Origin of the sequence: Gloeobacter kilaueensis JS1 (assembly GCF_000484535.1) — a bacterium.
Lineage (GTDB): Bacteria > Cyanobacteriota > Cyanobacteriia > Gloeobacterales > Gloeobacteraceae > Gloeobacter > Gloeobacter kilaueensis.
Genome location: NC_022600.1, coordinates 2288431 through 2302121 on the forward strand (window position 1 = coordinate 2288431; position 13691 = coordinate 2302121).

12 protein-coding genes are annotated in these 13691 nt (G+C 57.1%); 5 read left to right on the forward strand and 7 right to left on the reverse strand.

The features are described 5' to 3' along the window. Positions 1-61 precede the first annotated feature (61 nt). Entirely contained in the window at positions 62-1720 is a 1659-nt protein-coding gene (locus GKIL_RS10590; protein WP_023173567.1) for a GspE/PulE family protein, read from the reverse strand. A 163-nt stretch (positions 1721-1883) separates the two neighbouring features. On the opposite strand from GKIL_RS10590, the gene GKIL_RS10595 reads away from it, so the two are divergent. The 4 genes from GKIL_RS10595 to GKIL_RS25620 all read left to right on the forward strand — a co-directional run bounded on the left by GKIL_RS10595 (position 1884) and on the right by GKIL_RS25620 (position 6498). Then, complete coding sequence (locus GKIL_RS10595) at positions 1884-2657, forward strand: sigma-70 family RNA polymerase sigma factor (RefSeq protein ID WP_023173568.1); 774 nt, start codon at positions 1884-1886, stop codon at positions 2655-2657. Between the two features lie 189 nt (positions 2658-2846). Then, positions 2847-3572: a response regulator transcription factor RpaB gene (gene rpaB, locus GKIL_RS10600; RefSeq protein WP_041244642.1), complete on the forward strand. Its 726-nt coding sequence runs from the start codon at positions 2847-2849 to the stop codon at positions 3570-3572. A 79-nt stretch (positions 3573-3651) separates the two neighbouring features. Continuing rightward, a complete protein-coding gene (locus tag GKIL_RS10605) occupies positions 3652-4344 on the forward strand; it encodes a hypothetical protein (protein WP_023173570.1) in 693 nt (230 codons plus the stop codon). A gap of 330 nt (positions 4345-4674) precedes the next feature. Further along, on the forward strand, positions 4675-6498 hold the full coding sequence (locus GKIL_RS25620) for an IPT/TIG domain-containing protein (RefSeq protein WP_023173571.1): 1824 nt from the start codon (positions 4675-4677) through the stop codon (positions 6496-6498). Positions 6499-6647: 149 nt separating this feature from the next. On the opposite strand, the gene GKIL_RS24740 is transcribed toward GKIL_RS25620, so the two are convergent. From GKIL_RS24740 to arsM, 5 genes are all read right to left on the reverse strand, one after another. After that, a complete protein-coding gene (locus tag GKIL_RS24740) occupies positions 6648-7289 on the reverse strand; it encodes a hypothetical protein (RefSeq protein ID WP_023173572.1) in 642 nt (213 codons plus the stop codon). Positions 7290-7452: 163 nt separating this feature from the next. After that, positions 7453-10266: a serine/threonine-protein kinase gene (locus GKIL_RS22630; protein WP_187293915.1), complete on the reverse strand. Its 2814-nt coding sequence runs from the start codon at positions 10264-10266 to the stop codon at positions 7453-7455. Then, positions 10256-10834, reverse strand: coding sequence for a sigma-70 family RNA polymerase sigma factor (locus GKIL_RS10620; RefSeq protein WP_023173574.1), 579 nt, complete (start codon positions 10832-10834; stop codon positions 10256-10258). Before GKIL_RS10620 ends, GKIL_RS22630 begins: the two co-directional genes overlap by 11 nt. Before the next feature lie 334 nt (positions 10835-11168). After that, complete coding sequence (locus GKIL_RS10625; RefSeq protein WP_023173578.1) at positions 11169-11555, reverse strand: hypothetical protein; 387 nt, start codon at positions 11553-11555, stop codon at positions 11169-11171. 90 nt (positions 11556-11645) lie between these two features. After that, positions 11646-12617 (reverse strand): arsenosugar biosynthesis arsenite methyltransferase ArsM, encoded by a 972-nt coding sequence (arsM, locus tag GKIL_RS10630; protein ID WP_041244644.1) that lies wholly within the window; start codon positions 12615-12617, stop codon positions 11646-11648. A gap of 132 nt (positions 12618-12749) precedes the next feature. On the opposite strand from arsM, the gene GKIL_RS10635 reads away from it, so the two are divergent. Continuing rightward, positions 12750-13154, forward strand: coding sequence for a fasciclin domain-containing protein (locus GKIL_RS10635; RefSeq protein WP_023173580.1), 405 nt, complete (start codon positions 12750-12752; stop codon positions 13152-13154). Here GKIL_RS10635 and GKIL_RS10640 read toward each other — a convergent pair whose 3' ends face one another. Continuing rightward, complete coding sequence (locus tag GKIL_RS10640; protein WP_041243890.1) at positions 13155-13655, reverse strand: gluconokinase; 501 nt, start codon at positions 13653-13655, stop codon at positions 13155-13157. Positions 13656-13691: the final 36 nt, after the last annotated feature.

Below are 13691 nucleotides of genomic sequence, written 5' to 3' on the forward strand. Positions count from 1 at the left end.
TTTTATCGCTATTCGGCCATGACGGCCCGGTGAGGGCGCAGGTGCCCCACTCTAGAAGAGTCTATCCATCCTGGCGGGGCGTTGTGCAGTACGGGCAGTCGATCCACTCGGGCCGCAACTCGGCCCGGCAACCCCGGCAGTTACTGGTATGGGCGGTGCAGGCGTGCAAACCCGCATCGGTGAGGACGACCCGCTCGACTTCTTCGAGGCTCGTAAGCCCCCGGCGGGCCAGTTGCAGCGCGGAGGTGAGCAGCGTCTGCATTCCTGCCTCAAGCGCCGCTCCCCGCAGGCGAGCTGCAGAAGCGCCGTCGGCAATCAGTGTGCGCAGCCCTTCGCTGATACCCATCGCTTCGTAGACGCCGACCCGGCCCTTGTAGCCGGTGCCGCCGCAGTGATCACAGCTCCGGGCGCGGTAGAAGACGACTTTGCCGGTGGTGGCTGTGAGCGCGCCGAACGGTCTGAGCCGCTCAGGGTTCGGATAGTACGGTTCGCGGCAGTGGGCACAGAGGCGGCGCACCAGCCGCTGGGCCAGCACACCCACCAGCGCACCGGTGATGAGGTACGGCTCGATACCCAGTTCTGCCAGCCGGACGATCGCTTCGGCGGCGTCGTTGGTGTGCAGGCTGGTGAGCACCAGATGCCCGGTGAGGGCCGCCTCGACGGCGGTGGCGATCGTCTCGCGGTCGCGGCTTTCACCCACCAGCAAGATGTCCGGATCCTGGCGCAAGAAGGCGCGCAGGATCCGGGCAAAGTCGAGCCCCTTCTCGCGCAGCACCTGCACCTGGGTCACCCCCGGCAGGCTGTACTCGATCGGATCTTCAGCGGTGACGATGTTGAGGCCCACTTCGTTGCGCTCCTCCAGGGCGGCGTAGAGCGTCGTCGTCTTGCCCGAGCCGGTGGGGCCGGTGACGAGCACCAGGCCGTGGGGGCGGTGGATCCAGCGGTTGACGAGCGCCAGAGTCTGCCCATCCGCGATGAGTTCTGCCAGGCGAAAGCGAGCGGCACTGTCTAACAGGCGCAATACCAGCTTTTCGCCGTAGCGTCCCGGCAGCGTCGAGAGGCGAAAGTCGATCGCCCGGCCATCGAAGTGGCGGCGCAGGCGGCCATCCTGGGGCAACCGCCGCTCGGCAATGTCCAGTTCCGCCAGCACCTTGAAGTGCGACACCAGAGCCGGGGCGATCTCAATCGGCAAGGGCTCGAACGCCTCGCGCAGCACGCCGTCCTGGCGCAGACGGATGCGCAGGTGCCTCTCAGTCGGTTCGATATGGATGTCGGAGCTGCCGCTGCTGATTGCCCGCAAAAGAATCTGGCCCGCGAGCCGGAGAACCGGGCTTTCCTCCTGCACCTGCCACTCCGGCAACACCGCCCGTTCCTCCCCGACCCCCCGCCGGGCAAGCCAGCGCCCGTACTCCTCCTCGCCCACCGCCACCCGCCTCAGGGCAAGTCCCTGGCAGTGCAGGCGGCGCACGAGATGGTCGATGGCCTCCAGATCATCTGGATCGACCATCGCGACGACTACGGTGGACTGCTCCTGCCGGATCGGGAGCAACCGGTAATGGGCACAGGCTTCGGACCCGACGAGTTCCCGCAGCCGTCCGGATTCTGCCTCGCCCGGCGCGTCCTGCTCGGGATCGATCACCATCACCCCAAAAAGCAGCTTGATTTCAAATAACCGCTGGTGCGTTGCCAGGGTCCGCTCGCTCAATGCAAGAGCCGTCATCGTCGCCGTCGCCAGATGCCATCTTTCTTTCTTAATCTGTGACTGCTTGCCTGGACAGCTTTCCGGTCGAACCGGACAGCCGCCGGACTGGGCGGGCTGTCCGGCAGTTGCCTTCAGCAGCGGGAAGCTCTACTGCTGGTGGGGTGCATCCTGAGGAACACCCATGCAGACCGCCAACCGCCCGACGATGAGCGAGCGCCAGCAACAGGTGCTCAGCCACATTGGCCTCGTCTATCGAACTGCCCACCGACTGAGCCGCATCAGCCGCGAACCTTTCGAGGATCTCGTCCAGGTCGGCATCCTCGGCCTGATCCGCGCCATCGATCGCTTCGATCCGGCGCGGGGCAACGCCTTCAGTTCCTTTGCCGCCCCCTACATCCAGGGTGAGATGCAGCACTACCTGCGCGATCGGGCCGACAGTATCCGCCTGCCGCGCCGCTGGCAGGAACTGGCCCGTCAGGCCCAAAAGCTCGGCCTGCTGGGTATGGAACGGCTGCCAGAACAACAGATCGCCCACGCCCTGGGGATTACCCTCGACGAATGGCTCGCGGTCAGCGAGGCTCAGCGCAACCGCGTTCCTCTGAGCCTCGATGCGCCCCTCGGGCCGCACCCGGAGGCACCCACCCTGGCAGAGTCGTTGCCCGACCGCACGGGGCAGTACCGCCGTCAGAACGACGAGGACCGCTTGCTGCTCCAGCAGGCTCTCAGCTCTCTCGATCCGCTCACCCGCGATATCGTCGAGTCGGTTTTTCTGCGAGAATGCACCCGACACGAGACTGCACGACGCATAGGCATTTCCCCAGTTACAGTCTCGCGAAGGCTGCGACAGGGCGTGGCGCAATTGCAGCATTTGCTACAAGATCCGGGCAGCGCGCCGCCGGAGGTCACCGGCTATCCGATTACTATCGCCGTTGATCCCCGTCGGCTCAGCGCTTAACAAGTTTTCGTCGAACTTTCGACCAGCACAATTACTTACGAACGGGGATCACCAATCGCAGCAACGCTGACCGGCTTTGGACAACGCAGCGATCGAAGTGTTAAAAGAAACGGAAGCTCGCATCAGAGTTTACATCCACCTGATAGACTAAACAAAAGTCATCAAAAATTAGCAATGGGTGGTGGCAACTTGGACAACCGTAAAGAGAAAATTCTTGTTGTTGACGACGAGGCCAGCATCCGCCGCATCCTCGAAACACGTCTATCGATGATCGGTTACGATGTCGTGACCGCTGCCGACGGTGAAGAGGCACTCGAAGTTTTTAGCCGCGAGCATCCCGATCTGGTCGTACTGGACGTGATGATGCCCAAGCTCGACGGCTACGGTGTCTGCCAGGAGCTGCGCAAAGATTCCGACGTGCCGATCATCATGCTGACGGCCCTGGGCGACGTGGCCGATCGGATCACAGGGTTGGAGTTGGGAGCAGACGATTACGTCGTCAAGCCCTTCTCCCCCAAAGAACTCGAAGCGCGCATCCGCTCGGTGCTCCGGCGGGCTGACCGCGACACGGCAAGCGGCATCCCCAGTTCCGGTGTCATCCATGTGGGCGATCTCAAGATCGACACCAACAAGCGCCAGGTCTACAAGCGCGGCGAGCGTATCCGCCTCACCGGCATGGAGTTCTCGCTCCTTGAGCTATTGGTGAGCCGCTCCGGCGAACCCTTCTCGCGCTCAGAAATTTTGCAGGAAGTCTGGGGCTACACCCCCGAGCGCCACGTCGATACTCGCGTCGTCGATGTCCACATCTCGCGCCTGCGCTCCAAACTCGAAGACGATCCGTCCAATCCAGAACTGATCCTCACCGCTCGCGGCACCGGCTATCTGTTCCAGCGGATCACCGAACCCAAAGAGTAGCTGCAAATCAATCTCACAGACGGGCAGGGGGTAAACCGCTGCCCGTTATATTTTTGGGTAGCCCCCAGTAAGAGCATCTATGTTCTATGCCCGTTGCCGCCGTTATCTTACAATCTTCTTTCTTGTTTGCCTGCTTGCCCGACCGGCAGCTGCTGCCTCGCCCTTCGAGGGCGTTGCCGCCCAGGATCTAGATGGCAAGCCCGTCACAGCCGAGCAGTTTCAAAAGAAAATTACCGTAGCCGTGGTGGCGGACCGCACCACCGCCGACGCTGCCACCCAGGCGGGTGCCGACCTCCAGTTCAACCTGCGGGGTGAACCCGGCTTTTTCTACGTCGTCGTCTTGAACCTGCGCGACATCCCCGGCATCGCCCACGGCCTGGTGCTGGGACTGATCAAGGACAAAGCAAAAAGCGCCGAGCAGGATCTGCAGAAGCGCTTTGCCCTGGCCGGTAAAGATCTCACCGCCCGCCAGCAGCGGCCCCTTTTTATCCCGGACTGGGACGGCGAACTGGCGCTTCGGCTGTGGCAAAATAGCCCCCTGCCAGAATTTGCAATCTTCCGCAAAGAGAAGCTGCAGTCCCGCTTCGAGCGCGAGCGAACCCAGCGCGAAGAGCAGCCGTTGCGCGAGCACGTGCATTTTTTCATCCTTGGCCCAGACGGTGAAGTGAAGGCCCACTATCTCGATGCGGGGGCGGTCGGCACGGTGATCGACAAAGTGCGGGCTCTGCTGAAGGGACCGCCGCCCAGTCCGGCAGTCTCATCTGCAAAATAAATATTTAATTTTCAATCTGGCTTAACAGTTGTTACGGAAGGAAGAAGGCTCCCACGATTCGCGGTAGATTTTTTAACGGTCCGGTGCAGTCACTCCCTGCCTCTGTCGATCAAAGGCATTCTTCTGGGGCAATCGGGCGTGCCTGCCGGAGGCTCGCACCGGCGATCCCTTCCCCTACCGCGACGAGCCTGCTAAAGATAACTGTACTTTTTGAAACAACTCCAGCGCTGCAGAGGGTTGTGGCACATTGGCCACCGGCAGCTCCGAATATCTTGCTTGCGTGATCGGCGCGATGCGCTGACCTGTCACTTTGACCGAAGGAGAAAAGCTGTGAAGAGACACTTTCCACTTGCCGGTTCGATCCTCCTGGCGACCGGCCTGCTTCTGGCCCCAACGACCATTCACCTTCAAACCGCTACAGCCCAACAAGTCGCACCGGCTGACGATGCTCTGCGCCAGCTCTACAACGACAAGCGGCGCTTCGAGGAACTCTCCGGCGCGGCCCGCACCGCCCTCGAGCGGCGCTTCGGTCCAAAGGTACCGCTCCGAGCGCCCGCTTACCCGGCTCCTGTTCCGAGTGCGGAGGTACCGCTCGACGGATTTACCAACGTCCTGGTCAACAACCCAGCCGCCGATCGCACCGCCCAGGACACCCAGAGCGAGACGACGATCGTGTTGGGAAGCGGCAGCACCGTCGTCGCCGCCTACAACGACTCCGGTTCGTTTCTAGGCGGTGCCTCCAAGTTCACCGGCTATGCCGTCTCGACCGACGGCGGCACGACCTTCGTCGATAAGGGTGCCCTGCCCACCGTTACCGGCGGCGACGCAGGCGATCCGGGCCTGGCGCGGGATACGACCACCGGCACGATTTATTTTCTCACCCTCGAATTTAGCCCCGGCAATTCCCTCAAGGTCTTTCGCTCCACCGACAACGGCCAGACCTTCAGCAGTGCCGTCTCCAACGGCTCGCCCGGTTTTCCCACCTCGACTTTCAACGACAAAGCCTGGATCACCGTGGACAACTTCCCCGGTCCCGGCAACGGCAACGTCTACCTGGGCTTTCGGCCCTTCCCGGTTTCTGGGGGCAACATGGCCTTCACCCGCTCCACCGACGGCGGCGCGACCTTTGGGCCCAGCGGCGGTCTGGCGCTCACCGGCTCCGCTACCGGCGACGCAGGTGGCCAGGGAGCCTTCGTGCTCGTCGGCCCCGATCACGCGGTCTATTACTTCTGGTACGACAGCGGCAACAGCAAGCGGCGGATCTCGGTGCGCAAGTCCACCGACTTAGGCGTGAGCTTCGCCCCCAAAGTCCAGGTTTCTGCCAACTTGCTCGCTACCGGCACCAACGGCGATCTGGGCTTGAACGGCGGCTTTCGCACCAACAGCTTCCCCCACGCGGCGGTGAACCCGGTGAGCGGCGATCTGTACGCGGTCTACAACGATCGAGCCAGTAGCGCTGACCGGGGCAACGTTTACCTTGTCACCTCCACCGACGGCGGGGCCACCTGGAGCAGCCCGATTCTGGTCAACGATGACGGCACGACCAACGACCAGTTCATGCCGACCGTCGCCGTCACCCCGGACGGCTCGCGGCTCATCGTCGGCTTCTACGACCGCAGGCTCGATCCGAACAACTCCCTCATCGACCGCTTCTCAGCGATCGCTACCCTCTCCGGCGGTGCTGTCACCTTCGCTCCCAACTTCCGGGTAAGCAGCCAATCTTTCCCGGTAGTGATCGGTCAAGATCCAGTCGTTAACACCACCTACATGGGCGACTACGACCAGATCGCCGCCGACAACGCCTTCTTCTACAGCACCTGGGGCGACAACCGCGACTCCAACAGCTTCCACACCAACCAGCCGGACGTGCGCTTCGCCAAGATCCCGGTCACAGGCACCGGCACCATCACCCCCACGATCGCAAGCTTCACCCCTGCCTCCGGCCCGGTGGGGACTCCCGTCACGATCACGGGCACCAACTTCACCGGAGCCACCGCCGTCACCTTCCGGGGAGCCGGAGCCACCTTCAGCGTCAACGCCGCCGGAACCCAGATCAACACGACCGTTCCAACCGGTGCCCGCACCGGTCGCATCCGGGTCACCACACCCAACGGTCAGGCCGTGAGCGCTACGGTCTTTAGAGTGACGCCCTAACCGGCTGCTCTGCAAATAACCATGCCGGGTGCGGGAGCCGCTTTCCGCACCCGGTTTCACGCTGAATCCTCCAAAACAGGAAGAAATATGGAAATTTATATCCCCTCTATACCGTCTGGATCAAAGCGGAGAAGTATAAAGATTATTCATCATGGATTTATCAGACGGTCAATAAGTCCTAATAGTTTTGCTTCACTGAACTCTTGCGGGTCAAATGGTGGGTTAAGGACAAAAGTTGGCTTAAGTCTTAGAGAGCCTTCAAGGTAGTCAGCTCCATAACCCTCTTGTAAGATCTGCACATTAATTTTGCTTCCGCTTTTGTCATAATCAAAAATCTCAGTCTTACCGCGACTACCAAAGTAAGTGTCACGGCGTTTCAGATTATTATTGATGTCTGTGGAGCCAACAATGATGACTACAGAACCATAAGTTCGGTGCGCACATGTTTTCTCTGTAACTATCAGAGCTTGGCTAGGAGCTGTCCCTCCCATCCAATCTTCTGTAAAGAGGCCGCTCTCTAGGAATAGACCAGGTCCAATCGTTACAAGAGGACTCGTGTCTGCTACAGATACATTGGCATAATGTACAACTGAGTGGCTACCTAATTCAATCTTTAAACCATCTGTGTAGGTCAACACTACAGAACAGGACTGGCTCCGAATCTTATATCCGAGCTTAAGAGTGTTGCCAATTCCTAAAGGTTCTGATGGCCCCCCATTGCGTTCCAGGGTAGCTTTATCATTAGCATTAGCAGCTGTTCCAACAATACTACTAACTTGCCATTCACCCATGATTTAATCTCCTAAATCGAACTTTTGTAGAACCAACTAGAGTGTTGGCGAGAACTAATAGTCTCAGAAGTCATGAAATATGCAGGTAATGTAGAAATAGTTTAATTTCCTTAATGAGTTTCCCTATCAGGTATTTTTCCCAAGCAATATAAAAGCAATTTAATCAACGGTTTTCCGTTGTTGTCTCTTGCATTCGCTTAACTGCGATTTCAGCCTCTCGCAAAATATATACGAATTCGGAATCATGGCGGAGTTTAGAAAAGAGAGGATCTATTTGAGCTTCTCGATAAGCACGCCAGCCTAATCTGAACGCATGTCTTAAGTGAGTAAGCGCTTCGCTTTTTCTACCGAGTACACTGTAGGCTGTGGCCATCCTGTAGGCAATGTCCAAATCCTCACTGCCATATGCAAAGGCTCTTTCTCCATACTTAATATAATTCCGCAAATAGAGATCTGAAGTTTTTCTTTTGCCTAAACTTTTATAGATAAAGCCTATTGATGCACCATAATATTCCGCTCTCAAGACTGCTGGAATCTTTAAGTAATAGTTGAGTGCATTCTGTAAATTACCACGCTGTAATTCCAGATTTCCAACAGCAGCATTACAATCGGCACTATTAGGAGCGACGGAAACACATACTTGAGCTTGCTTATACGCATCATTGTATTTACCTTGTATTAAGTAAAGATGACTGAGTTGTTTGTGACCGTTATAGACATCTGGTTGTAACTGAATAGCTTGGAGTAGTTGTTGTTCAGCTTCAGAATCCATGTTAAGAGCAATGTAAGCTTCTGCAAGGCTAATGTATCCATAAGCACTGATTAAGTTGAGTCTTTGAGCTTTTTTAAGGGCTTTTAAAGCTATGTCCCAATCTCCTCGATAGCCATTAGCAAAGGCGTATACGTTCAAAGCTGCAAAGAAACTGGGATTGATAGAAATGGCTTTTTCTTCAGCCTGGAGCGCTTTTCGAAAGAAACCCTTATAAAGATATGCTAACCCCAGTGACTTATATCCTTCAGCCAAATTAGGATTGAGAGCGAGTGCTTTCTGGCTTGATACAATAGAGTAGTCCAACCATTTAGTAGAATAACCAAATTTCTCTACTCGCTGAGCATAGCTGTCTCCTAGTCCAGACCAAGCTAAAGCAAAATTTGGATCTTTTCCCAAAGCTTTCTGGAAAAGGCGGATGGCTTGTTCATTGTCTGATTTTCGATAAAACGAATAGTATTCTAGTCCTTTCCGATAGTAATTATAAGCATCAAGACTAGTTGTAGGTTTTTGAGTAATCTGGCTAATAACTTCAGGTGTCAGTTTTGCCTTTAGTATCTGAGCAATATCAGTAGCAATTATATTCTGAATTACAAAAATATCTTCATTCAAACGATCAAAGCTTTTAGCCCAGATCTGCTTTTCAGTATTTGCTTCAATCAGTCGGCTTGTGATATGAATTCTTTCTCCATCACGCTGTATGCTGCCTGTCACAAGAGCAGTTGCACCAAGTTCTGCACCAATTTCTCGTGGGGACTTTTTGCTATTCTTGTACCGTTTCATCGCCTCATTGCTGATAATATCTAGGCTGCCTACCTCGCCCAATTTTGTAGAGATATCTTCAGTAATACCGTCGCTCAGATAAGAATTACGTGGATCAGGATCAATATTTTTAAAAGGTAATACAGCAATGGCACGAACTGGGGGAGGACCGAAAGGAAACTTCCCTTGCCCAAGCCAAAGAGCACTGATGCTTCCAGCAACTAAGGCTGCTGTTGCTAACCCTGCTCTGTTGCGCTTGAGAAACTTACCAGTGCGATAGAGCAAATCGCTAGCTCTGGCAGAGACAGGCTTATCCGCTAAATAGCACTCAATGTCTTTAACCAGAGCATCTACGGAGGCGTAACGCTGGTCGGGCTGTTTGCTGAGCGCCTTGAGCAAGATGCTATCGAGATCACCTTGCAGGAGCTGACGCAGTTTGTTTGGTTTGCTTTCTTTTCGCGCTCGGGCAATTTCTTCGGCTTGGAGTGTGCTGAAGCAGGAGATTGCTTCACTTGGACGCAGCAAATTTCCTTCCTGGATCAATTGCATCTGCTCTTTTGGAGTCGTGGCGGATTTCGGATAGGGCGAATGTCCAGTGAGAAGTTCATAGAGAATGACTCCCAGTGAGTAGATATCGCTCACGAAGGAGACAGGCTGTGATTGGACTTGCTCGGGGCTTGCATATCGAGGTGTAAAGCTCTGGGTGGCTGCAAGAGAAGAAACTGCTTCAGTCGGATTGATGAGTTTGGCGATACCAAAATCGAGCAGCTTGGGGCTACCGTCCTTTGTCACCAGGATGTTGCCCGGTTTGAGATCCCGGTGAACGATGCCCTGAGCATGGGCGTAGCTGACAGCAGAACAGACTTGACAGAAAAGTTTCAGCCTCTCACCGATATTCAGCTTTTTGTCGTCACAGTAGCGATCGATGGGCTCACCATCGACATAATCCATCACGAAGTAGGGCCGACCATCGGGGGTGGTACCACCGTCGAAGAGCCGGGCAATGTTTTCGTTTTTCAGGTTTGCGAGCATTTGCCGCTCAGCCCGAAAGCGCTTCACCAGTTCGGCGTTGCTGGCATCTTGGCGGATGATCTTGATTGCCACTTGCATGTCGAACTGACCATCTGCTCGCTCAGCCAGGTAGACAGTTCCCATACCGCCTTCTCCGAGTTGGCGGATGAGCTGATAGATACCGATGAGAGGCGGGTTTTCGAGTTCGGCAGTCAGGGCGTCTAGCAGTACATCCTGGTTTATCAGAGGCTGCTCAAGAAAACTGTCGAGCTTTGCGTTTTCGTGTTCTTCAAGAAAGTCTTCGACTGCCTTACGCAAGGCAGTATCTTCCCAGCACTCTTTGCTTAAAAAGGCAGCGCGAGCGTCCGCTTCGAGTTCGAGAGCAGCAGTAAACAGCTCCTGAATGCGATTGAAGCGCTCCTGTTCAGGTGTCACCGCCTTCCCCATCTTTCAGGCGCTTGCGCAGCCAGGCTCTGGCAAAGTCCCAGCGCCGCTTGACAGTTCCGCTCGAAACTCCAAGAACCTCGGCGGTCTCTTCGATCGTCAGGCCGCCGAAGAAGCGTAACTCGACAACGCGGCTGTGTTCTTCAGAAAGTTGGGATAGTTCCTCCAGGGCCGCTTCAAGATCGCTCCAGTCGAAGTCCTCTCCCTGTTGCACCACATCTCCTGCTTCATCGAAGGAGAGTTTGCGCATCTGACCACCGCGCTTGGCGGCCCCGTGGGCGCGGGCGTGGTCGATGAGGATCTTGCGCATCAGGTGAGCGGCGACGCCTAGAAAGTGGGCGCGGCTTTTCCAGCAGGTGTCTTTCTGGTTCACCAATCGCAAATAGGCTTCGTTGACCAGGGCTGTCGCCTGCAAGGTGTGGCCGCTGCGCTCTTGGGACATCAGGCTACCGGCACGGCGGCGCAGCTCCTTGTAGATCATTGGCGTCAGGGCAGAAAGGGCATTTTGATCGCCTTTTTGCCAGGCCAGCAGCAGTTGGGTCGCATCTAGCTCATCCATAAGCGGCACCTTCTCGATACTGCAAGAATACATGAGCCAATTTCAGCTACAGGTTTCACAAACAGCAGTAGACGCTGCTCAACTGCCGGTCAGCTTGACTTTCTATACGGTCATGAAAATAGACTTATGCAGTCCAAGGCAACAAGCTGCCTGGAAAGCCCGGCAGCCTGGGCGACTACAGAAGCCAGAGGACGAAAAGTCTGACGATCAAGCCGCCGATCATTGCACCAAGTAGAGCCGGTAGGGCCAGGTTGTGCAGAAAGTAGCGCAGCTGGGTACGCATGGGTAACAGGTTCCCTCCGCATCGGTAGATTGGTGGATTGAACCCATCGGTCTATTGGATCGGAGCCGGGCAGTACTGGTGGACGCGGTTGGTCGGATTCTTGCTCATCAAGGCCAGCCGACCGCCGCTAAACAGGTAGTACCAGTCTGCGAGCTGATAGCGGGTGAGGGTGCAGTCGGGCGTGACAATGGTCTCGGGCACTGCCGCCAGTTGCCGCTCGTGCTGCCTCACGAATACCTGCTCGTCTATAGCCGGGAAGGGCGTTTTAATCTGCACAGGAGTCGGAACGACAGCCGGAAGAATCGCTGGAGCAGGTATTTGCCTGGAAAATTCACCCCTGAGCATAGCGGCAGTGCTGGCGACGAGCAGGCAGGCGACGAACGCACCGCTGAGCTGGAATACGCGGCGGTTAGCCGTAGAAACGGTGTACTGTCTCATAACATCCTCACCAAATAGGGGTCTCTATCAGGTGACGCGGAGCTAGAAGACAAATTGGATCAGTTTCCGGAAAAAAACTTTTCAAACAGCTCAGCAGCAGCCCCCGCCGCTGTAGTGCCAGGTGCTCGGGGTGATCACCAGCTGGGGATGGGCGAGGCTGGCCAGTTTGGCGGCGGTCTTGTCGCAGACGGCGCTCGGCACATCGACCGGGATGATGTGACCGGCCCGATCGTCGAAGTGTTCGTCGCTGCCGGTGTAGATGGCTGTCTTACCGGTGAAGATGCAGGGGCCGTCCGGTGGGACCGGCAGGTTGTAAGCGGCCAGTTCGACGCTTTCGAGCAGGAGATCGGCGGGCAGGTTGTAGCGGGTGCGATCGAGCATCCGGTAGGGACGGCGGGCGCGAACATCGATCTGGCCAAAACCGGCCTGGGCGATCAGATCCAGGTAGGTATCGAGAGGGAGGCAGCCGCTCAGGCACATCGCCCGCAACCGCTCGTCGCGCCGCAGGTGCTCGGGGACGGGCCGGGTAGCGATCGGGTCGGAGAGAATCAGCCGTCCACCGGGCTTGAGCACCCGGCGCACCTGCTGGAGGGCCACCCGCAACTCGGCAGGTTCAAAGATGTTAAATAGACAGTTCTGGGCGACCAGATCGACTGTGGCATCGGCCACCGGCAGATCGAGGGCGTCGCCGAGGTACAGTTCGACAAATTCGGGCTCGAACCAGTCGTTGAGCCGGGCCGCTTCCTCCAGGTTGATCCGGGCCCGATCGAGCATTTCATCAACCGGATCGACGGCCACCACACCCCCCGGTTGGCGGCAAAAATAAGCAAATTTGAGCGCTTCGAGGCCGCCGCCCACACCGATATAGAGAATGCGCTGATCAGGGGCCATGTCCTGCAGGTGAACGGTCGTGCCGCAGCCGTAATTCATCTGCTCCATCGCGGGCGGAATTACGAGCCCCGGCAGAAACAGTGCCGCCTGCTGCACACAGCAGAGGGCAGGCTGGGGCGTGATCGCCGCTTCTTTATAAACCTCGATGGCGGTCTGCAGATATTCTTTCACAGGACGGCTCCAGAGCGGCAACCGCTCCATGCTAACGCCCGGTAGAACGATAATCTCTGCCCCCAGGCGGAGCCTTGAGACCGAAGTTGGGCGATAACTGAGGATGGCAATCTCAGCGAGGACTCATCGATCATGGCCGATATCGTCGATACCGCTATTGGGGCCGGTTTCAAGACACTGGCAAAGGCTCTGCAGGCTGCCGAACTGGTGCATACGCTCAAGGAACACGGACCCTACACGGTCTTCGCACCCACCGACGAAGCGTTCAGCCGCTTGCCCGCCGGTAAGCTTGAAACCTTGCTCGCTCCGGAGAACAAAGAAACCCTGAGCCAGTTGCTGCTCCACCACGTCGTTCGGGGAGTGTTGCGCTCCACGGACCTCACGACCGGTGACATTCAGTCTCTGGTAAGCAGCGACCTGCACGTGACGGTGAGCAGCGGCGTGGTCGTCAACGACGCAAAAGTGGTCCAGGCGGACGTGCAGGCCGACAACGGCATCATCCACGCCATCGACCGCGTGTTACTCTATCCGAACTGATTACAGGCCCAACTGCCGCCGGACCTGCTCGATCTGCACGTCGAGGGGTTCGTGTTTGTCCATATCGACGACGATCGCCTCCGTTGGCACTTCGAGGTCGTCGAACTGGCTTTGCAGCAGGTCCGGGGGCATGAAGTGGCCCCCGGCAGCGGCGCGCTTGGCCACCCGCTGACTGGCCAGGGCAAAGCTAATTTGCAAAAAGACGAACTGGACTGCCGGATCGCCCGCTTTGAGTACTTGGCGGTAGCGCTCCTTGAGGGCGGAGCAGGCAAGAACGACGTCGCGCTTTTGCCCCTGCCAGGTCCGGATCGCCTGGTGTAATCGTGCCAGCCAGGGCAGGCGGTCGGCGTCGCTGAGCGGAAAATGGGCGTGCATCTTGGCAATCGCCTGGGCAGAATGAAAATCGTCGGCGTCAGCAAATTGCCAGCCCATAGCAGCGGCGAGCGCTTTGCTGAAAGAGGTTTTACCGGCTCCTGAAACGCCCAGGACAACAATTACCATCGCCCACAAAAGCGGGAGTGCATCGGCACCCCCGCT

Coding starts and splice junctions, on each gene's coding strand:
- GKIL_RS10590 (WP_023173567.1), bottom strand. CDS start 1,720: ATGACGGCTCTTGCATTGAGCGAGCGGACCCTGGCAACGCACCAGCGG.
- GKIL_RS10595 (WP_023173568.1), top strand. CDS start 1,884: ATGCAGACCGCCAACCGCCCGACGATGAGCGAGCGCCAGCAACAGGTG.
- GKIL_RS10605 (WP_023173570.1), top strand. CDS start 3,652: ATGTTCTATGCCCGTTGCCGCCGTTATCTTACAATCTTCTTTCTTGTT.
- GKIL_RS24740 (WP_023173572.1), bottom strand. CDS start 7,289: ATGGGTGAATGGCAAGTTAGTAGTATTGTTGGAACAGCTGCTAATGCT.
- GKIL_RS10620 (WP_023173574.1), bottom strand. CDS start 10,834: ATGGATGAGCTAGATGCGACCCAACTGCTGCTGGCCTGGCAAAAAGGC.
- GKIL_RS10625 (WP_023173578.1), bottom strand. CDS start 11,555: ATGAGACAGTACACCGTTTCTACGGCTAACCGCCGCGTATTCCAGCTC.
- GKIL_RS10635 (WP_023173580.1), top strand. CDS start 12,750: ATGGCCGATATCGTCGATACCGCTATTGGGGCCGGTTTCAAGACACTG.
- GKIL_RS10640 (WP_041243890.1), bottom strand. CDS start 13,655: ATGGTAATTGTTGTCCTGGGCGTTTCAGGAGCCGGTAAAACCTCTTTC.